Below are 19,623 nucleotides of genomic sequence, written 5' to 3'. Positions count from 1 at the left end.
GAACGAACATTTCAAGAGGGGGAATATCTAATGAAAAGACGGAAAACCGCACTGATGATGCTAAGTGTATTGATGGTTCTGGCCATCTTTTTATCAGCCTGCTCGGGATCAAAATCAAGCAACAGCAGCGCGAAAAAATCAGCAGGCAAACCGCAGCAAGGCGGGGATTTGGTTGTAGGGTCAACTGGGGAGCCAACATTGTTTAATCCACTCTATTCTACAGACGTTTCCAGTTCAGATATTGAAGGGATGATCTATAGTACATTATTAGAAACGGATGAAAAACTAAATGTGAAACCTGCTTTAGCTGAGAAAGTAACGGAATCCAAAGATGGCCTGACTTATGATGTCAAAATTAGAAAAGGTGTAAAATTCCATGATGGAAAAGAACTTACAGCCGATGACGTTGTTTTCACTTATAGCATCCCTTTAAACAAGGACTATAATGGTGAACGCGGTTCTGGTTTTGAATCACTAAAATCTGTTACAAAAAAAGGTGATTATGAAATTGAATTTAAATTAAAGAAAAAGGATGCGTATTTTTACAATGTTGTTTTAGGCAGTTACGGTATTCTGCCTAAACACATTTTAGGGAAAGTGCCTGTTGCAGATTTAGGCGAAAATGAATTTAACAGAAAGAATCCAATTGGTTCGGGTCCATTCAAGTTTGTTGAATGGAAAAAGGGTGATTATGTAAAACTTGAAGCAAATGATGACTACTATGGCGGAAGACCGTATTTAGATACAGTGACAGTTAAGACGATTCCTGATTCTAATGCCGCTGTTGCTCAATTAAAAGCTGGGGATATTGACTTCTTTGTTGTACCAGGCACAGACATTGAGACAGTTAAAACATTTGATAATGTTCAAGTTAAATCAGATCTTGGTTTGAACTACAGCTATATTGGATGGAATGAAAAAAACGAATTATTTAAAGACAAAAAAGTCCGCCAAGCTCTTACGTATGCGCTTGATCGAAAAGCAATGGTAGATCAGGTGTTAAATGGTGATGGTAAAGTTGCAAACGTTCCTGAAAGTCCGCTTTCTTGGAACTATCCAAAAGGTGATGTACCTACATTTGATTACAATCCTAAAAAAGCTAAAAAGCTCTTGGGAGAAGCAGGATGGAAAGATACAGATGGAGACGGTTACCTTGATAAGGACGGAAAAAAATTCTCATTTACCATTAAAACTAACCAGGGTAATAAGATTCGGGAGGATTTAGCAGTTGTTGTTCAGCAGCAACTTAAAGAAGTAGGAATTGAAGCAAAACCGCAAATTGTGGAATTTAGTGCTCTAATCGAACAGACAAATCCACCAAATTGGGATTATGATGCATTGTTGCTTGGATGGAGTCTAGCTACGTTCCCTGACCAATACACGATCTTCCATTCAAGTCAGTCTAAAAATGGATTGAACAATATTTGGTACAAAAATCCTGAGGTTGATAAACTTTTAGTTGAGGCAAAGTCAATTACAAACAGAGAAGAATATCAGAAAAAATACGAAGAAATCTATAAATTGATTGCTGAGGATCAGCCTTATTCATTCCTGTTTTATTACAATTATCATAGGGCAATTCCGACAAACATGCATGGATATGTATTCCATCCGAAAAATGACTTATATCATATTGAAAAATGGTGGCTTGAACAATAATAATTAAATCCCTAGAGAGGGGAGGATCAAGCAAGCATCCTTTCCTCTTTATCCTATTTTAGAAAAGGGGACAAGAATATGGTTACATATATTGTTCGTCGAACATTAATGTCTCTGCCAATTCTTTTGGGCATTACAATTTTATCATTTGCGATAATGAAAGCGGCGCCAGGTGATCCGATGTCACTTATGATGGATCCGACAATCAGCCAAGCTGACAGAGCCAAATTTATTGAAAAGTATGGACTCAATGATCCAGAACCTGTTCAGTACTTAAAATGGCTTGGGAACATGCTCCAAGGCGACTTTGGGACATCTATTGTGAAAAAGGGGACACCAGTTTCCGATCTAATCCTTTCACGTTTGCCAAATACTCTGGTGCTTATGGTTTTTTCAACTCTTGTTGCTCTTCTGATTTCAATTCCTTTCGGTGTTCTTTCTGCAAAACGCCCTTATTCTAAGCTTGACTATGGTATAACCGTCACGTCATTTTTGGGGCTGGCAATACCAAATTTCTGGTTCGGATTAATTCTTATTATGGTTCTTTCCGTAAATCTCGGTTGGTTTCCTACGGGAGGTGTCGGCACTTTAAACGCTGACTTTAACATTTTTGATAGGCTCCATCATTTAATTTTACCTGCGTTTGTTTTAGCAACTGCGGATATGGCAGGTATTACTCGTTATACAAGATCAAGTATGCTTGATGTATTAAAGCAAGATTATATAAGAACAGCTCGAGCCAAAGGATTCAAAGAAAATAAAGTGATTTTCAAACATGGTTTGAGAAATGGCCTGCTTCCTGTTATTACAATTTTCGGATTGATGATTCCATCATTTATTGGCGGTGCTGTAGTAGTTGAACAGATTTTTACTTGGCCGGGATTAGGGAAGTTATTTATTGATTCGGCATTCTCTCGAGATTATCCGGTTATTATGGCCATGACTGTGATTTCTGCTGGTTTGGTTGTACTGGGGAACTTGATTGCAGATATTTTGTATGCATTAGTTGATCCGAGAATTGAATATTAAAAGGGGGTGGCACACATGACACATCCAAACACTGCGGCTCCCTCTAATGAGGTAAAGCTAAAAGAAAATATTAGAAAAAAACCAGAAACAATGACTAAGATCTTTTTTGAGAAATTTTTTAAAAATAGGCTTGCTGTTGTTGGGGGTATAATTTTAACAGTTATCATCTTAATGGCGGTCTTTGCTCCTTTTATTGCGCCTTACTCGCCTGAGAGTCAATCTCTTTTAAACAAACTGAAGCCGCCAAGCGCTCAAAATCTAATGGGGACGGATAAGTTTGGGCGCGATATATTTACAAGGGTGTTATATGGTGCCCGTGTGTCTTTATTAGTTGGTTTTGCTTCCGTAATTGGTGCGATTACAATTGGTACGGTTGTTGGAGCCTTAGCAGGATACTTTAGAGGAATAGTAGATGCTGTATTGATGAGGGCTGTCGACGTAGTTTTATCTATTCCGGATATTTTTCTGCTTATTACCTTAGTTACAATTTTTCAACCGGGAATGGATAAGTTAATTTTGATTTTTTCTCTGACGGGCTGGACTACAACAGCGAGACTAGTCAGAGGAGAGTTTCTATCCCTACGGTCAAGGGAATTTGTATTGGCTGCTAAAACAATAGGCACAAAAAATCACAAAATTATTTTTTCGCATATATTGCCGAATTGTATTGGGCCAATTATTGTTTCCGCAACTCTAAAAGTAGGCAGTGTCATTCTAGCTGAATCAACGCTAAGCTATTTGGGTTTCGGTATCCAGCCGCCAATCGCTAGCTGGGGAAACATGCTTCAGGATGCTCAAAACTTTACAGTAATGATTCAAGCATGGTGGTACCCGTTATTTCCCGGGCTATTTATTTTAATGACCGTTTTATGCTTCAACTTTGTCGGTGATGGCCTGCGGGATGCGCTTGACCCGAAAAATATTAAATAAAAATGAATATCATATCTGTTATAAAATATCACCAAATCAGAAAAAAGCAGGTCTCCTTTTGTCAGAAAATATACAAAGAGATCTGCTTTTTATGATTCTTACATAAACCCAGTGATTCCAGATTTCCTCAATCTCTTTGGAATAATTTCTCTATCCCTTGCCTATACTGTGGACAACAGTTTTTATAAAAGTGAGGGGTTAGAGATGTTATTTCTTCATGATGTGTGGGTCAATTGGTTTGAAGGGGAAGAAAATGGCTACAATGTATGCCACTTTCACGAATGGCGCAAGGAAGATACGGTTGAGCTTTTGGATCAGGTGCCGCTGTTAAGGGTGCCGTCAGTACTGTTTCATTACATAGAAAACGATTTGTCAGAGCTTCCGAAAGGTTTGCTTGAAGACGTACATCAGAAATCGTACATTCGGAAAAATCATGAGCGGACAAAGCTTGAGTATTGTTTTGTCGTAACAGACGGAATCGGCATTTTAGCTGTAGACACGATCGGCTACACGATCCCTGTCAGAAAAAGCCGTCTGATCCCAAGACAGGAGCAGCTCGTTTATGAAATGGTAAAAGATGTAGAGCCTGAAACATATGAATTTGAGCCAAAGAAGCTGGAATCCTCCAAGGAATATCACATCTTATCATTAGCACCAGAACATGTCAGAGGACTTACAAGAAAAGAACGGCAAATTAAGCAGCTGATGTTTATGGCGCTTGACCAATTAAAAGGGCTGAAAAACCGAGCGGAAATTGGCTACTGGTACACAGAGTGGAATCCGCATATGTATGAACAAATCAAAAGGATGAGCTTTGAAGAGATTTGGGACATGCTGTATAACGAAACAATTGAAGGCTGGTCGGACAAGCACCTAGCTTTTTGCGAAAACCTAATAAAAGGACAGCCTTTTTTCGAAAAGCTTTGGGAAATGGAAAACGAATCAAAGGTCAACTAAAAAAACCGCTCTTTGCAAAGAGCGGTTTTTTGATTAGCGTCTTTTTCTTCCAAGACCCATGGCATTCTCCATTTTTTTCAGCATTTTGTTTGCTGTCCGGTTCGCTCGTTCCGCGCCTTCATCAAGAATCCGGTCTAATTCTTCAGATTCTATCAGCTCGTAATAGCGGTCCTGGATCGGTTTTAATGCGTTCACCACGACTTCTGCCAAATCACCTTTAAACTCGCCGTAGCCTTTTCCTTCGTACTTTGCTTCAAGCTCTTCAATTGTCGTATTGCCGAGGATTGAATAAATTGTAAGAAGGTTGGAAACGCCCGGTTTGTTTTCCTTATCAAATTTGACAATGCCTTCAGAATCCGTTACAGCGCTTTTGATTTTCTTTTCAAGCTGCTTCGGCTCATCCAGCAGGGTAATATAAGCTTTCTGGTTCGGATCAGATTTGCTCATCTTCTTCAGCGGATCATTCAGAGACATGATACGTGCACCGACTTTTGGAATTTTCACTTCCGGAATCGTGAAGATGTCGTTGTATTTTTTGTTGAAGCGTTCTGCGAGATTCCGCGTCAGCTCAAGGTGCTGCTTTTGATCCTCACCGACAGGCACAAGATCCGTTCCGTACAGCAGAATATCAGCGGCCATCAGCGGCGGATATGTTAACAGGCCGGAGACGACAGCTTCATTGCCTTTGGATTTGTCCTTAAATTGAGTCATCCGCTCAAGCTCGCCGATATATGCGACACACTGCATCATCCATCCGGCCTGCGCATGCGCGGGGACCTCTGATTGAATAAACAATGTTGCTTTTTCTGGATCAAGTCCGACAGCTAAGTAAAGCGCTGCGAGATTGCGGATATTCTTTCTAAGCTCAAGCCGGTCTTGAGGAACAGTTATCGCATGCTGGTCCACGATGCAAAAATAGCTATTATAATCATGCTGCAGTTCGACAAACTGCTTCATTGCACCGATATAGTTGCCGAGCGTCACTGAGCCGCTTGGCTGAATGCCTGAAAAAATCGTTTGTTTCATGAAAACATCAACCTCATTTCTTAAAACATAATAAAAAAGGCTCATTCTTCCCCTGTAAAAAAGGGACGAATGAACCGTGGTACCACCCTGATTATTCCATTAAAATGAAATCACTCTGACGTTTGTAACGGAGACTGCTCCGGCTGAGCCTACTTTTTTCCAGTTCGGTCAGCTGCTCCAAAGTCCATTCCACATTGCCCGTTATCTGCTCCCAGCACCGCAGACTCTCTTCAAACAGGTGAAATGTGTACTACTCTTTTTCATAGCAAGCTTTTCTTTTGATTGCTTCATTATAAATCAATTATAACCAATTGTCATCATGAAAAAACATTCTTTTTTCCAGTAAAATTGTAATAATATAAATAACATGCTTGTTGTAAAATCCTTAAATGATAACTGCTATCAGCGTAAAAACAGGCAGATATTATATGTAAAAAGCAATATGGGCAGAAAACACATGAAAAAGTTTTTAATCAATTTATGCTTTAAATGGTAGAAGGATATTATGTTCATGGAAGAAAAACTAACGAAGTTTAAATATTTTAAATTGATAAAATAATATTGCAATAAATTATTTGTTTCATTATAATGAACTTGTTCACTCTATTGTTACAGCTTTTTTACAAAAATAATCAGAAAAGACGGAACAGAATAAAAGTTGTGGAAACTCAGGTTCATTTGTCTGATATTTCTGAGGATTTAGCCGTAAGGAGCTGAAAATTATTATTAGGGGGTTTGCGAATATGAAAAAACGTTGGTCGATTGTCACGTTGATGCTCATTTTCACTCTCGTGCTGAGCGCGTGCGGCTTTGGCGGCAGCGGATCAAACGGTGAAGGGAAAAAGGACAGTAAAGGAAAGACGACACTTAACATTAATATTAAAACTGAGCCGTTCTCCTTACATCCGGGATTGGCAAATGATTCAGTATCAGGCGGTGTCATCCGTCAGACTTTTGAAGGATTGACACGCATCAATGCAGATGGGGAGCCTGAAGAAGGCATGGCATCCAAAATCGAAACAAGCAAGGACGGTAAAACATATACATTCACTATTCGTGATGGTGTGAAATGGTCTAATGGAGACCCTGTAACAGCACAAGATTTTGAATATGCTTGGAAATGGGCGCTTGACCCTAATAATGAATCACAATACGCTTACCAGCTCTACTACATAAAAGGTGCTGAAGCGGCGAATACCGGAAAAGGCAGCCTAGACGATGTGGCAGTAAAAGCTGTGAATGACAAAACGCTGAAGGTTGAATTAAATAACCCGACGCCATATTTCACTGAATTAACTGCGTTCTATACGTATATGCCGATCAATAAGAAAATTGCAGAGAAAAATAAAAAGTGGAATACAAATGCCGGAGATGATTATGTATCAAACGGGCCGTTCAAAATGACGGCATGGAAACACAGCGGTTCTATTACTCTCGAAAAAAATGACCAGTATTGGGATAAAGACAAAGTCAAACTGAAGAAAATCGATATGGTTATGATCAACAATAACAATACGGAACTAAAAAAATTCCAAGCTGGCGAACTTGATTGGGCCGGTATGCCGCTCGGACAGCTTCCGACAGAATCCCTGCCGACCCTGAAAAAAGACGGTTCTTTACATGTTGAGCCGATTGCAGGAGTGTATTGGTACAAATTCAACACTGAAGCTAAGCCATTAGACAACGTCAATATCCGTAAAGCTTTAACATATTCGCTTGACCGTCAGTCGATTGTTAAAAACGTTACGCAAGGAGAGCAAATCCCGGCAATGGCTGCAGTGCCGCCTACAATGAAGGGATTTGAGGATAACAAAGAAGGATACTTCAAAGACAATGATGTCAAAACAGCAAAAAAATACCTTGATAAAGGCCTAAAAGAAATGGGCTTAAGCAAGGCATCTGATTTGCCAAAAATCAAATTGTCTTACAACACTGATGACGCACACGCGAAAATCGCTCAAGCAGTACAAGAAATGTGGAAGAAAAATTTAGGCGTTGATGTTGAGCTTGATAACTCAGAGTGGAATGTCTATATTGATAAGCTCCACAGCCAAGATTATCAAATCGGCCGTATGGGCTGGCTCGGCGACTTCAATGATCCTATCAACTTCCTTGAATTGTTCCGTGACAAAAACGGAGGAAATAACGATACAGGCTGGGAAAATCCAGAATTCAAAAAGCTTCTGAATCAGTCACAAACTGAAACAGATAAAACAAAACGTGCAGAGCTGCTGAAAAAAGCAGAAGGTATTTTCATTGATGAAATGCCGGTTGCCCCAATCTATTTCTATACTGATACTTGGGTACAGGATGAAAACCTAAAAGGTGTTATCATGCCAGGTACTGGTGAGGTTTATTTCAGAAACGCATATTTTAAATAAGGCTACGTCTGAAAATAAAAGACCTCAAGGTATATGGGGAGAAAAGCCCCATATACCTTTCTTACTGATGGAGTATAAAAATGTAAAAACCATGGAGGTGTTCCCCCTTGCTAAAATATATCGGAAGACGCTTAGTCTATATGATTATCACACTATTTGTGATTGTAACTGTGACATTCTTCTTAATGCAAGCAGCACCGGGCGGGCCATTTTCAGGTGAGAAAAAGCTTCCGCCTGAAATTGAAGCAAATTTAAATGCGCATTATGGCTTGGACAAGCCGCTGTTTGTACAATATGTCAGTTATTTGAAATCAGTTGCAATGTGGGATTTCGGACCGTCATTTAAATATAAAGGTCAGAGTGTTAACGACCTGATCAGTTCAGGTTTCCCCGTTTCATTTACTCTTGGAGCAGAAGCTATTCTCCTCGCTTTAGCGTTAGGTGTATTGTTTGGGGTCATTGCAGCCCTTTACCATAATAAGTGGCAGGATTATACCGTCGCGATTTTAACGATATTTGGTATTTCGGTTCCGAGCTTTATCATGGCGGCTGTTCTGCAATATGTGTTCTCCATGAAGCTTGGGCTGTTTCCGGTCGCGGGGTGGGATTCCTGGGCATACACCTTTTTGCCTTCAATCGCACTTGCTTCCATGCCGATGGCGTTTATTGCCAGACTTTCCCGTTCAAGCATGATCGAAGTGTTAAACAGTGATTATATCCGCACAGCGAAAGCGAAAGGGCTGTCCCGCCCAGCGGTTACAGTGCGGCACGCCATTCGAAACGCGCTTTTGCCGGTTGTTACATATATGGGCCCGATGGCCGCACAGGTCTTAACGGGGAGCTTCATTATTGAAACCATTTTTGGGATCCCGGGGCTTGGTGCACACTTCGTCAACAGTATTACAAACCGTGATTATACGGTCATTATGGGTGTAACGGTGTTCTTCAGCGTCATCCTGCTATTGTGTGTATTAATCGTAGATGTGTTATACGGCATTATTGATCCAAGAATCAAGCTTTCCAAAGCAAAGAAAGGAGCCTAGGCCATGCAGAACATTCCAAAAAACATGTTTGAACCAGCCGCAGCGAATGCCGGCGATGCAGAAAAAATAAGTAAAAAGAGCCTTTCCCTCTGGAAAGATGCGATGCTTCGCTTCCGCAGCAATAAGCTTGCAATGGTCGGGCTTATCATTATCGTACTTATTATCCTTATGGCAATTTTTGCGCCGATGTTCTCAAGGTATGATTATTCAACTACTAATCTCTTAAATGCGGATAAGCCGCCTTCAAAAGATCACTGGTTCGGAACAGATGATCTTGGACGGGACATTTTCGTCCGTACATGGGTAGGGGCGCGAATCTCAATCTTTATCGGTGTTGCAGCCGCTGTTCTTGATTTGCTGATCGGTGTCATTTGGGGGAGCATTTCAGGCTTCCGCGGAGGCAGAACGGACGAAATCATGATGCGAATCGCTGATATCCTTTGGGCAGTTCCTTCATTATTAATGGTTATCTTACTGATGGTTGTTCTTCCGAAAGGTCTATTTACGATTATTATTGCCATGACGATTACAGGCTGGATTAATATGGCCAGAATCGTGCGCGGACAAGTGCTGCAGCTGAAGAATCAGGAGTATGTGCTTGCATCACAGACACTGGGTGCAAAAACATCCCGTCTTCTGTTTAAACATATCGTGCCAAACGCAATGGGTTCTATTTTGGTCACGATGACACTGACAGTTCCTACTGCAATTTTCACAGAAGCCTTTTTAAGCTATTTGGGACTTGGTGTTCCGGCTCCGCTGGCAAGCTGGGGAACGATGGCTTCTGACGGATTGCCTGCATTGACCTATTATCCGTGGCGTTTATTCTTCCCTGCCGGATTTATCTGCATTACAATGTTTGGTTTCAACGTTGTCGGCGACGGATTAAGAGACGCATTGGATCCTAAGTTACGTAAATAAGGGAGTGATACGGGTGACACGCCTATTAGAAGTAAAAGATTTAGCAATTTCATTTAAAACATATGGCGGAGAGGTCCAGGCGATCCGCGGAGTGAATTTCCATCTGGATAAAGGGGAGACGCTGGCCATTGTTGGAGAATCAGGTTCCGGAAAAAGTGTAACCTCTCAAGCGATTATGAAGCTGATTCCAATGCCTCCGGGTTATTTCAAACGCGGTGAGATCCTGTTTGAAGGAAAGGATCTGGTGCCGCTGTCCGAAAAAGAAATGCAAAATGTCCGGGGAAAAGAGATCGGCATGATATTCCAAGATCCGATGACCTCTTTAAATCCAACGATGAAGGTCGGTAAACAAATTACGGAAGTGCTTTTTAAACACGAAAAGATCTCGAAGGAAGCGGCTAAAAAACGCGCGGTTGAACTGCTGGAATTAGTCGGTATCCCAATGCCGGAAAAGCGGGTGAACCAATTTCCGCACGAATTTTCAGGCGGGATGAGACAGAGGGTTGTCATTGCCATGGCGCTTGCAGCGAATCCGAAACTTCTGATCGCCGATGAGCCGACAACTGCTCTTGATGTAACGATTCAAGCGCAAATTCTGGAATTGATGAAGGATTTGCAAAAGAAAATTGATACGTCCATCATCTTTATTACACACGATCTTGGTGTTGTGGCAAATGTTGCTGACCGGGTCGCTGTCATGTACGCGGGACAGATTGTAGAAACAGGTACGGTAGACGAAATTTTCTACGATCCGAGACATCCGTATACTTGGGGGCTTCTTGCATCCATGCCGACACTGGAAAGTTCAGGAGAGGAAGAGCTGACTGCCATTCCGGGCACACCGCCTGATTTGACAAACCCGCCAAAAGGAGATGCTTTTGCCCTGCGGAGCTCTTACGCGATGAAAATCGATTTTGAACAGGAGCCGCCAATGTTTAAGGTATCCGATACTCATTATGTAAAATCGTGGCTGCTTCATCCTGACGCGCCAAAGGTAGAGCCGCCTGAAGCGGTAAAAGCGAAAATGCGTAAACTGGCAAACACGTTTGAAAAACCTGTCTTAGTGAGAGAAGGTGAATAAATTGACTGAAAAACTATTAGAAATCAAACATTTAAAACAGCACTTTGTCACGCCGAGGGGAACGGTTAAGGCTGTAGATGATTTATCATTTGATATCTATAAAGGTGAAACATTAGGGCTGGTTGGTGAATCTGGCTGCGGTAAATCGACAACAGGCCGAAGCATTATCAGGCTGTACGAAGCAACCGATGGTGAGGTGCTGTTTAACGGTGAAAATGTGCACGGGAAAAAATCGCGGAAAAAGCTGCTGGAATTCAACCGCAAAATGCAGATGATTTTCCAAGACCCATATGCATCCCTGAATCCGAGAATGACAGTTGCTGATATTATTGCTGAAGGCCTTGATATTCATAAGCTGGCGAAAACGAAAAAAGAGCGGATGCAGAGGGTCCATGAACTATTGGAAACAGTTGGTTTAAACAAGGAACACGCGAACCGCTATCCGCATGAATTTTCCGGCGGCCAGCGCCAAAGAATCGGGATTGCCAGAGCGCTTGCTGTTGATCCGGAATTCATTATCGCGGATGAGCCGATTTCCGCTTTGGATGTATCCATTCAAGCGCAGGTCGTGAATTTAATGAAAGAACTGCAAAAAGAAAAAGGGCTCACATACCTGTTTATTGCCCACGATTTATCGATGGTCAAATACATCAGTGACCGCATTGGAGTCATGTATTTCGGGAAACTGGTTGAGCTTGCGCCGGCAGATGAGCTGTATGAGAATCCGCTTCACCCATATACAAAATCATTGCTTTCTGCGATTCCGCTTCCTGATCCGGACTATGAGAGAAATCGCGTTCGCCAGAAATATGATCCGTCTGTCCATCAATTAAAGGATGGGGAAACGATGGAATTCCGTGAAGTCAAACCGGGACATTTTGTGATGTGCACGGAAGCCGAATTTAAAGCTTTTTCATGATTCATCAATCCTTCAAGAGATTTCTCTTGAAGGGTTTTTTTGCGTCCTCATAGAAAGTGAGAATGATAACATTTACAATTAGAGGAAAAAGCGGAGGCGAAATACCATTCAATTTCTGCATAACAAAAATGTTTTTGCGCTATTGCTGTCTCAATCTTTTCAATCCTTAGCAGGAGTCCTCGTCACAATCGTTTTAATGGTCCGGGTCTATCAAATGACTGACTCCGTTTTTTTGGCGGGCCTTATTTTATCGTTCATGTCGTTTGCGAGTATAGCAGCAAGCTTTTGCGTCTCTCCGGTGCTTCGCATTCTCGGTTTTAAAAAGGTGCTTGCGGGAGCGAATCTGCTGAGAGCGGTCTTTACAATCCTGATGGCATACAGCGTCACTCATCACGGACAGGCATTCTTTTGGATTACGCTGCTGTTTGTGTTTTGTTTTTCCTTCGCGGGCGCTTTTTTTCAGCCGGCAAGATTTGCGCTGCTGCCGATTATTGTTCCAAAGAAGCAATATGTAAAAGCGAATGGTGTGATCTCCCTCTCGAATCAATTGTTCTTAACAGCAGGCTGGGGCCTTGGAGGCCTTCTGACGTACGCCATCCCTTTTGAACTCGTTGTCGGCGCTGCCATTTGCCTGTTTGTTCTATCGGGAGCTTCCATCAGTGTGCTGCATGTTAATGAAGAAGAGGATGCAGGAACTGCTGAAACAGCATCTGTCAGAAGTATATGGAAGGATTTAATGATCATCCCTATTGTAAGAGACATTACTGTAATGGACATGATAGAAGCTTTGGCGGGTTCCGTATGGTCATCTGCTATTCTCCTCGCATTTACTGCGGCTGTTTTGCATGAAACAGAGGTGTGGTGGGGGATGTTTAACGCTTCCTATTTTATAGGCGCAATTGTCGGCAGTGTGATTGCCATTCGTTTTTCTTCTTTTTTTGAGCGGAATATGGGCTATGCCATTATGTTCAGCTCGCTTGTAATGTCGGCGCTGACCCTTTTGTTTTCATTTTCTCCAGTCCCATTTTTATGCGCTCTGGCTTGTGCTGCAATGGGGCCTTTTTATCAGGTGCGTGATATTTGCCAGGAAACCATGCTGCAGGAGGTTATTCCCGAGCAGAAACGAATCGGAATCATGGCTGCAAAAAATGCGATTTTGACTCCTTGGTCAGGCGTCACCTACTCCATTATGGGGCTAGTGGCTGATGCTGCTGGTGCGAAAATAGCTTTTATCGCGGCTGCTGCATTATATATCATGACATTTCTGATTGCACTGGCGCAGCCCCGCCTGATTCATTACAGGCGGGAAAACCGAGTTCAATGAGATACACTTCAAAATGAACGGAGCAGCTGGCTCCGTTTTTGCTGAAAAAAAATGAAACCATGGCGGAAGTTCGCACGTCTTTATAGATGTAAGGCTGTTTAAACAAGAAGAAATGGGGTATATCTAAAAGTATGAAGACAACGAACTCATAAGGAGCAAATCAATGAACTGGTATGAAAAGCTTAGCGAGTACTTTCCAATTGAAGAAATGAAATCAAAAGCGCATATGGAAGCTCTTCTGAAAGAGCGAAGCGATATTTATCATAAAGATGAAGGCAAACATCATATTTTAATGTTTGCGGAATTCGATTCTTTTATCTTCGTTGATTATCTGTATGTGTCTAAGGATGCAAGAGGGCAGGGGCTTGGCGGCAAATTGATCGCGAAGCTGAAAAAGAAAAATAAGCCCATATTGCTCGAGGTGGAACCTGTGGATGAAGATGATACTGATACAGAAAAACGCCTGAGGTTTTATCAAAGAGAGCATTTCAAGCATGCTCAGTCAATTGGGTACCGGCGCCGGTCATTGGCTACGAATGAAGTAAACAAGATGGAGATTCTGTACTGGTCACCAAAAACAGAATCAGAAGAAGAAATTCTTGAAGCCATGAAACAAACATATGAAAACATTCATACTTATAAAGACGAGAAATGGTACGGGGAATCGTACGAAAAAACGGATGAAGTCCTGAAACTCATTGATGAAGAAAAACAAAAAAATATTTTCGATCAGTTAAGCTAATTGAGAATTAGAACATATCATGAACATTAAAAATTTGCTGGATTGACACATTTTTTTCTTAGGATACTGTTCACACTTACTTTTTTATAGTATAATACCTGTAAAGATTCCTTTTTTAGAGTAATTTCAATTTAAGAATAAAATAGATGTTCATCCTACTAATTAGAGGAGTGAAGATGAATGGTTACACTATACACATCACCAAGCTGTACTTCATGCAGAAAGGCGAGAGCGTGGCTCGAGGAGCACGATATTCCATTTGTAGAAAGAAACATTTTCTCTGAACCTTTATCAATTGATGAAATAAAACAAATTCTTCGAATGACTGAGGATGGAACAGATGAAATCATCTCAACCCGTTCAAAAGTATTCCAAAAACTGAATGTGAACGTTGAATCTATGCCGCTGCAAGATTTGTACCGCTTGATCAACGAGCATCCAGGTTTGCTTCGCCGTCCGATCATCATTGACGAAAAACGTTTGCAGGTCGGATATAACGAAGACGAAATCAGACGTTTCCTGCCAAGAAAAGTTCGCTCTTTCCAATTAAGAGAAGCACAGCGTTTGGCAAACTAATAGATCGTATCATCAAAAGAAGGCTGAGTCATCAGCCTTCTTTTATTATTTTTCAACCTGCTGGTAATAAATGCTCGCAAGAATGACAAACGCAACCGTCAAAATGGGGAGGAGCGTTTCAACTGTGCCGTGCTGCGCCATAAAAAGCGACAGCTTTTTGTCTCTGACAATCATTTCTCCGCCAGTATAAGCAAGCAGCCCGCTTCCCGCGTAAATCAGAAGCGGTATTTTCTCTAGTGCAATATGGATGAGTTTGCTGCCCCAAATAATAACCGGAACCGATACACACAAACCTATAACAACGAGAGAAAACTCACCGTGTGATGCTCCCGCAACTGCGATGACGTTGTCCAGCGACATAAAGAGATCTGCAAGCACAATCGTTCGTATCGCTCTCCACAGGGAGGTGCTGCTTTTAATGTGTTTCGTGTCTTTTTTTTCAATCAGCAGCTGATATCCTAAATACAGCAGGAAAATTCCGCCGGCGCACTGCAAGAACGGAATGTTCAAAAGATATACTGCTGCACTTGTTAATCCGATTCTCATGGCAACGGCAATAAATGTTCCGAGAATAATGGCTTGCTGTCTTTGCTTGTCCGGCAAATGTCTGCTGGCCATGGCAATAACAACCGCGTTATCTCCGCCGAGGATCAGGTCAATCCCAACAATGACAAGCAGAGAAATCAGATAGTCATGCTCCATGAAGCGGCACCTCGCTTTCAGTCCTTCGCTTGTACTACTACTATATGAGACAGGTCGTATTTTATGATATCAGCCGCCTGAACTGCCGTTTTTTAGGCAAAGGTGCATTTTTATTTCTTTTGTGACTGTTTTATCATAAAATAGAAATACAAAGGAATTCACACTGGCCTTGGTTAAGGTTAAGATGTGGACGGAATGGGTAAAGTGTAGTAAAGTACAATTAATCGGGAGCTTAGATGTCCCTTCAACATCTTATATAGAAGGGAAGGTTGGCAAATGGAAATTGAAAGAATTAACGAGCATACAGTAAAATTTTATATGTCTTACGGAGATATTGAAGATCGCGGTTTTGACAGAGAAGAAATTTGGTATAACCGTGAGCGCAGTGAAGAACTATTCTGGGAAGTCATGGATGAAGTTCATGAAGAAGAGGAATTCGCTGTGGAAGGCCCACTTTGGATTCAAGTTCAGGCACTGGACAAAGGATTAGAAATCATCGTCACAAAAGCCCAGCTTTCCAAAGACGGACAAAAGCTCGAACTGCCGATTCCTGAGGATAAAAAGCAAGAACCAGCATCTGAGGATCTTGACGCCTTGCTGGATGATTTCCAGAAAGAAGAGCAAGCCGTCAATCAGGAAGAGAAGGAGCAAAAGCTTCAATTTGTCTTGCGATTTGGCGATTTTGAGGATGTTATTTCTCTATCTAAATTGAACGTTAACGGAAGCAAAACGACTTTATATTCGTTTGAGAACCGATATTATTTATATGTAGATTTTTGCAATATGACTGATGAAGAGGTTGAAAATCAGCTAAGCATCCTGCTGGAGTACGCAACTGAATCCTCAATCAGCATACACCGTCTTGAAGAGTACGGCAAGCTGATTATTTCAGAGCATGCTCTAGAAACGATAAAAAAACACTTTGCATCATAGCAAACCGATTTCCTTCCGGAAATCGGTTTTTTTTATGCACGAAAATGCCATTTTAGAGATGTGAAAAATCAAAAACATATAGACAAGCAGAAAATACAGCGAACAGGAGTTGATCATCTTTTCCAGAAAGTATACTTCATCTGGAAAGGAGAGATGACAATTGTTTAGTGCTGTGACTGAAGACGGCCAACTGTTTCACCTTCTAGGCGCTCAGCAAAACCAGAAATTAAAGCGGAGACGGTTCTTCTGTCCGGTATGCGGGGGAGAGCTAGCTGTGAAGCTCGGACTTCAAAAAGCGCCGCATTTTGCCCATAAACAGAACAAGTCCTGCTCCATAGACATCGAACCGGAAAGCGCCTACCACTTAGAAGGAAAAAGACAGCTGTATGTATGGCTGAAAACACAACGGGCTTCACCAATATTGGAGCCGTATATAAGGACAATCAACCAAAGACCGGACGTCATGGCAAGGATCAAGGAGCATATGCTTGCTGTTGAATATCAATGCGCCACTATCGCTCCAGATGTCTTTCAAAAGCGGACAGAGGGCTTCAAACAAGAAGGAATCATCCCGCAGTGGATTATGGGATACAGCCGCTTAAAACGGACTGCTTCGTCCTTTTATCAGCTTTCAGCTTTTCATTGGCAGTTTATCAATGCAAGTCCATACAGAGAACTGATATGTTATTGTCCTGAAAGGCGTTCTTTTCTCCGGCTCAGCCACATCATTCCATTCTACACAAACCATTCTTATTCCTCAGTCCAAACGATCCCTATCCATCGTGCAGGTGCAGGCGATCTTTTTTTCACTGAACCGAAACCCTCAATTCAATATTCAGGCTGGACGAAAGCGATTCACCGTTTTCGCCATAAACCCCATCGGTTTAACTCAAAGGAAATAAATCGCCTTAGGCTGCTGTTTTATGAGAAGCGGCAGACGCCTTTTTCTTTTCTGCCAACTGAAGTGTTTGTTCCTGTTAGAAAAGGGGCAGTTTTTAAGAGTCCGGTTTTTGTGTGGCAAGGGTTTCTTTATTTGTTTATGACGGATCTTGGAGATAAACGTGCGCCAATTCGTTTTTCAGCCGTTTTGCAGCAGTGCAAACTGCACATTTATAATAAGTACATTGCACTCAGGTTTGAATGCAGCGAAGAGTGTCTTTCAGAAGCGGTTAAACAGTATATTGATTTTTTGTGCAAGAAGGGATTTTTAAGGGAGACTCAGAAAGAAGTATATGTGCTGAATCAGCCTGAAGGCGGCATACACTCAATGCAGGATCTCATAGAAAGAGACCGCAGCTGTTTTATAGAATGAGTTTGTCTTATTTGGCTCACCCTAAGACAAAGGTGGTGGGCAGGCTGTGAAAGGCACAAAAGGAAAGGTTTTTCGTGTTTTTACTGCTTTTTTGGCATTCGTTCTCTTCATTACTGCATATGATTTGACAAAAGGCAGTGAAAAACCGGAAGATATTCACAACACAAGTTTATTGAGAAACAGCTGTTTTTTCAATTGGCTTGAATCAAAGAAGACGAGGGGGATCACCATGACTGAGGAAAAAAAAGCAAACCAACTGCCTGACAGAAGTGAGGTAAAGGCAGAAGACACATGGAGACTTGAGGATATTTTTCCTAGTGATGAGGCCTGGAATAAAGAATTTCAAGCTGTAAAAGAATTAATTCCGAATTTATCTAAGTATAAAGGAAAGCTGGCAGATTCAGCTGATCATTTATACGAGGCTCTTACGTATCAAGATAAAGTGATGGAGCGGCTGGGTAGGCTGTACACATATGCGCATATGCGCTCAGACCAGGATACTGGGAACTCCTTTTACCAGGGGCTGAATGACAAGGCGGGAAACCTGTATACACAGGCCGCAAGCGCGACAGCTTATTTGGTTCCGGAGATTTTATCCATAGAAGAAGACAAACTGCAGCAGTTCATTCTTGAAAAAGAAGAATTAAAGCTGTACTCTCATGCGATTGAGGAGATTACAAAGGAACGTCCGCATGTGCTGAGCGAGAAGGAAGAGGCGCTGCTTGCTGAAGCTTCCGAGGTACTGGGGTCATCTTCAAATACATTCAGCGTGTTAAATAACGCAGATATTACGTTCCCGTCCATTAAAGACGAAGATGGGAATGAAAAACAGATCACTCACGGCAATTTTATTAATTTCTTGGAAAGTGAAAACCGTGAAGTCCGCAAAAATGCGTTTGACGCAGTGTATAAAACGTACGGACAATATAAAAACACAATGGCCACGACGCTAAGCGGCACTGTGAAAAAGGACAACTTCTACGCGAGAGTGAAAAAGTACAAGTCCGCGCGTGAGGCTGCGCTTTCTAACAACAGTATTCCTGAGGAAGTATACGATAACCTTGTTAAGACGATTAATAAGCATTTGCCGCTCCTGCACCGCTATATTGCGCTAAGAAAGAAAGTGCTTGAGCTTGATGAAGTGCATATCTATGACCTGTATACACCGCTTGTGAAAGATGCTGGGATGAAGGTGACATACGAGGAAGCCAAAGATTACATGCTGAAAGGCCTCGCACCTTTAGGGGAAGAATATGCCTCTATCCTAAAAGAAGGACTGGAAAACCGCTGGGTGGACGTTTACGAGAATAAAGGCAAACGCAATGGGGCTTATTCATCAGGAGCTTACGGCACGAATCCGTATATTTTGATGAACTGGCATAATAACGTCAATAATCTCTTTACGCTCGTGCACGAGTTTGGACATTCCGTACACAGCTACTATACGAGAAAGCACCAGCCTTATCCATACGGCAATTACAGTATCTTTGTCGCGGAAGTTGCCTCTACGACAAATGAAGCTCTCCTTGGCGAATATTTGCTGAACAATTTAGAGGATGAAAAACAGCGCTTATATATTCTCAACCATATGCTTGAGGGCTTCAGGGGAACGGTCTTCAGACAAACGATGTTCGCTGAATTTGAACATCTGATCCATACAAAGGCGCAAGAAGGCGAGCCGCTTACACCTGAGCTTCTGACAAATGTCTATTACGACCTGAATAAAAAGTATTTTGGAGACGGCATGGTGATTGATAAGGAAATCGGCCTTGAATGGTCGCGTATTCCGCACTTCTATTACAATTACTATGTGTATCAGTATGCGACAGGGTACAGCGCTGCCCAAGCATTAAGCAGCCAGATTTTGAAGGAAGGAAAGCCGGCGGTTGACCGTTATATTGACTTCCTGAAAGCGGGAAGCTCACAATACCCGATTGATGTCCTGAAAAAAGCGGGTGTTGATATGACGTCTCCTGAGCCAATCGAAGCCGCGTGCAAAATGTTTGAAGAAAAACTTGATGAAATGGAAGAGCTGCTGATGAAAGTCAAGCAGTCTTAAAAAAGTAAGCCTGTGCGGGACGCACAGGC

The 19,623-nt window shown here is 41.9% G+C and carries 19 protein-coding genes and 1 other annotated feature; of the genes, 16 read left to right on the top strand and 3 right to left on the bottom strand.

Annotated elements, in window-relative coordinates; all coding sequences use genetic code 11:
* The first annotated feature begins 30 nt into the window (after positions 1-30).
* The 4 genes from NYE22_RS16110 (at position 31) to NYE22_RS16095 (ending at position 4,575) form a co-directional block, all read left to right on the top strand.
* On the top strand, positions 31-1,659 hold the full coding sequence (locus NYE22_RS16110; protein ID WP_076457861.1) for a peptide-binding protein: 1,629 nt from the start codon (positions 31-33) through the stop codon (positions 1,657-1,659).
* 78 nt (positions 1,660-1,737) lie between these two features.
* Positions 1,738-2,688, top strand: coding sequence for an ABC transporter permease (locus NYE22_RS16105; protein WP_342411973.1), 951 nt, complete (start codon positions 1,738-1,740; stop codon positions 2,686-2,688).
* 15 nt (positions 2,689-2,703) lie between these two features.
* Positions 2,704-3,618, top strand: coding sequence for an oligopeptide ABC transporter permease (opp4C, locus tag NYE22_RS16100; protein ID WP_342411972.1), 915 nt, complete (start codon positions 2,704-2,706; stop codon positions 3,616-3,618).
* Positions 3,619-3,822: 204 nt separating this feature from the next.
* Positions 3,823-4,575, top strand: a complete 753-nt coding sequence (locus NYE22_RS16095) for a YjbA family protein (protein WP_003239298.1) — start codon at positions 3,823-3,825, stop codon at positions 4,573-4,575.
* A 33-nt stretch (positions 4,576-4,608) separates the two neighbouring features.
* Here NYE22_RS16095 and trpS read toward each other — a convergent pair whose 3' ends face one another.
* Positions 4,609-5,601: a tryptophan--tRNA ligase gene (gene trpS, locus NYE22_RS16090; protein ID WP_003245134.1), complete on the bottom strand. Its 993-nt coding sequence runs from the start codon at positions 5,599-5,601 to the stop codon at positions 4,609-4,611.
* A 58-nt stretch (positions 5,602-5,659) separates the two neighbouring features.
* Positions 5,660-5,874: a binding site (T-box leader), on the bottom strand.
* A gap of 470 nt (positions 5,875-6,344) precedes the next feature.
* On the opposite strand from trpS, the gene oppA reads away from it, so the two are divergent.
* The 8 genes from oppA (at position 6,345) to spx (ending at position 14,588) form a co-directional block, all read left to right on the top strand.
* On the top strand, positions 6,345-7,982 hold the full coding sequence (oppA, locus tag NYE22_RS16085; RefSeq protein WP_063335040.1) for an oligopeptide ABC transporter substrate-binding protein OppA: 1,638 nt from the start codon (positions 6,345-6,347) through the stop codon (positions 7,980-7,982).
* A 107-nt stretch (positions 7,983-8,089) separates the two neighbouring features.
* Positions 8,090-9,025, top strand: coding sequence for an oligopeptide ABC transporter permease OppB (gene oppB / locus NYE22_RS16080; RefSeq protein ID WP_003245554.1), 936 nt, complete (start codon positions 8,090-8,092; stop codon positions 9,023-9,025).
* A gap of 3 nt (positions 9,026-9,028) precedes the next feature.
* Complete coding sequence (gene oppC / locus NYE22_RS16075) at positions 9,029-9,946, top strand: oligopeptide ABC transporter permease OppC (protein WP_003232954.1); 918 nt, start codon at positions 9,029-9,031, stop codon at positions 9,944-9,946.
* Between the two features lie 4 nt (positions 9,947-9,950).
* Positions 9,951-11,027, top strand: coding sequence for an oligopeptide ABC transporter ATP-binding protein OppD (gene oppD, locus NYE22_RS16070; RefSeq protein WP_014906294.1), 1,077 nt, complete (start codon positions 9,951-9,953; stop codon positions 11,025-11,027).
* A gap of 1 nt (position 11,028) precedes the next feature.
* A complete protein-coding gene (oppF, locus tag NYE22_RS16065) occupies positions 11,029-11,946 on the top strand; it encodes an oligopeptide ABC transporter ATP-binding protein OppF (RefSeq protein ID WP_003239287.1) in 918 nt (305 codons plus the stop codon).
* Positions 11,947-12,052: 106 nt separating this feature from the next.
* Positions 12,053-13,270 (top strand): MFS transporter, encoded by a 1,218-nt coding sequence (locus tag NYE22_RS16060; RefSeq protein ID WP_080286182.1) that lies wholly within the window; start codon positions 12,053-12,055, stop codon positions 13,268-13,270.
* Positions 13,271-13,433: 163 nt separating this feature from the next.
* Positions 13,434-14,012: a GNAT family N-acetyltransferase gene (locus tag NYE22_RS16055; protein ID WP_003224597.1), complete on the top strand. Its 579-nt coding sequence runs from the start codon at positions 13,434-13,436 to the stop codon at positions 14,010-14,012.
* A 180-nt stretch (positions 14,013-14,192) separates the two neighbouring features.
* Positions 14,193-14,588, top strand: coding sequence for a transcriptional regulator Spx (gene spx / locus NYE22_RS16050; protein WP_014476435.1), 396 nt, complete (start codon positions 14,193-14,195; stop codon positions 14,586-14,588).
* A 45-nt stretch (positions 14,589-14,633) separates the two neighbouring features.
* On the opposite strand, the gene NYE22_RS16045 is transcribed toward spx, so the two are convergent.
* Positions 14,634-15,290 (bottom strand): TerC family protein, encoded by a 657-nt coding sequence (locus NYE22_RS16045; protein ID WP_003232944.1) that lies wholly within the window; start codon positions 15,288-15,290, stop codon positions 14,634-14,636.
* Between the two features lie 169 nt (positions 15,291-15,459).
* Here NYE22_RS16045 and NYE22_RS16040 point away from each other — a divergent pair, with 169 nt between their 5' ends.
* Positions 15,460-15,600 (top strand): hypothetical protein, encoded by a 141-nt coding sequence (locus NYE22_RS16040; RefSeq protein WP_119122854.1) that lies wholly within the window; start codon positions 15,460-15,462, stop codon positions 15,598-15,600.
* Positions 15,567-16,223 (top strand): adaptor protein MecA, encoded by a 657-nt coding sequence (gene mecA / locus NYE22_RS16035; protein WP_003245194.1) that lies wholly within the window; start codon positions 15,567-15,569, stop codon positions 16,221-16,223. Before NYE22_RS16040 ends, mecA begins: the two co-directional genes overlap by 34 nt.
* Here the strand turns inward: mecA and NYE22_RS16030 are convergent.
* Positions 16,218-16,340 (bottom strand): hypothetical protein, encoded by a 123-nt coding sequence (locus NYE22_RS16030; protein ID WP_003245684.1) that lies wholly within the window; start codon positions 16,338-16,340, stop codon positions 16,218-16,220. The genes mecA and NYE22_RS16030 overlap by 6 nt on opposite strands.
* Before the next feature lie 43 nt (positions 16,341-16,383).
* On the opposite strand from NYE22_RS16030, the gene coiA reads away from it, so the two are divergent.
* Both coiA and pepF read left to right on the top strand, forming a co-directional pair.
* Positions 16,384-17,535, top strand: a complete 1,152-nt coding sequence (gene coiA, locus NYE22_RS16025; protein ID WP_342411971.1) for a competence protein CoiA — start codon at positions 16,384-16,386, stop codon at positions 17,533-17,535.
* 229 nt (positions 17,536-17,764) lie between these two features.
* The gene (gene pepF / locus NYE22_RS16020; RefSeq protein ID WP_342411970.1) at positions 17,765-19,594 is read left to right on the top strand and encodes an oligoendopeptidase F; all 1,830 of its coding nucleotides are present in this window, start codon (positions 17,765-17,767) and stop codon (positions 19,592-19,594) included.
* Positions 19,595-19,623: the final 29 nt, after the last annotated feature.

This window comes from Bacillus sp. FSL K6-1560 (assembly GCF_038592935.1).
Classification (GTDB): Bacteria; Bacillota; Bacilli; order Bacillales; family Bacillaceae; genus Bacillus; species Bacillus subtilis.
The sequence above is the reverse complement of the archived record's forward strand: the minus strand, read 5'-3'. Positions and strand labels throughout refer to the sequence as shown.

What these genes read in the sequence shown, in the direction of transcription:
- NYE22_RS16095 (WP_003239298.1), top strand. Translation starts at nt 3,823, where the DNA reads ATGTTATTTCTTCATGATGTGTGGGTCAATTGGTTTGAAGGGGAAGAA.
- spx (WP_014476435.1), top strand. Translation starts at nt 14,193, where the DNA reads ATGGTTACACTATACACATCACCAAGCTGTACTTCATGCAGAAAGGCG.
- mecA (WP_003245194.1), top strand. Translation starts at nt 15,567, where the DNA reads ATGGAAATTGAAAGAATTAACGAGCATACAGTAAAATTTTATATGTCT.
- pepF (WP_342411970.1), top strand. Translation starts at nt 17,765, where the DNA reads ATGACTGAGGAAAAAAAAGCAAACCAACTGCCTGACAGAAGTGAGGTA.
- NYE22_RS16110 (WP_076457861.1), top strand. Translation starts at nt 31, where the DNA reads ATGAAAAGACGGAAAACCGCACTGATGATGCTAAGTGTATTGATGGTT.
- NYE22_RS16045 (WP_003232944.1), bottom strand. Translation starts at nt 15,290, where the DNA reads ATGGAGCATGACTATCTGATTTCTCTGCTTGTCATTGTTGGGATTGAC.
- oppA (WP_063335040.1), top strand. Translation starts at nt 6,345, where the DNA reads ATGAAAAAACGTTGGTCGATTGTCACGTTGATGCTCATTTTCACTCTC.
- oppC (WP_003232954.1), top strand. Translation starts at nt 9,029, where the DNA reads ATGCAGAACATTCCAAAAAACATGTTTGAACCAGCCGCAGCGAATGCC.
- opp4C (WP_342411972.1), top strand. Translation starts at nt 2,704, where the DNA reads ATGACACATCCAAACACTGCGGCTCCCTCTAATGAGGTAAAGCTAAAA.
- NYE22_RS16030 (WP_003245684.1), bottom strand. Translation starts at nt 16,340, where the DNA reads ATGATCAACTCCTGTTCGCTGTATTTTCTGCTTGTCTATATGTTTTTG.
- NYE22_RS16055 (WP_003224597.1), top strand. Translation starts at nt 13,434, where the DNA reads ATGAACTGGTATGAAAAGCTTAGCGAGTACTTTCCAATTGAAGAAATG.
- trpS (WP_003245134.1), bottom strand. Translation starts at nt 5,601, where the DNA reads ATGAAACAAACGATTTTTTCAGGCATTCAGCCAAGCGGCTCAGTGACG.
- NYE22_RS16105 (WP_342411973.1), top strand. Translation starts at nt 1,738, where the DNA reads ATGGTTACATATATTGTTCGTCGAACATTAATGTCTCTGCCAATTCTT.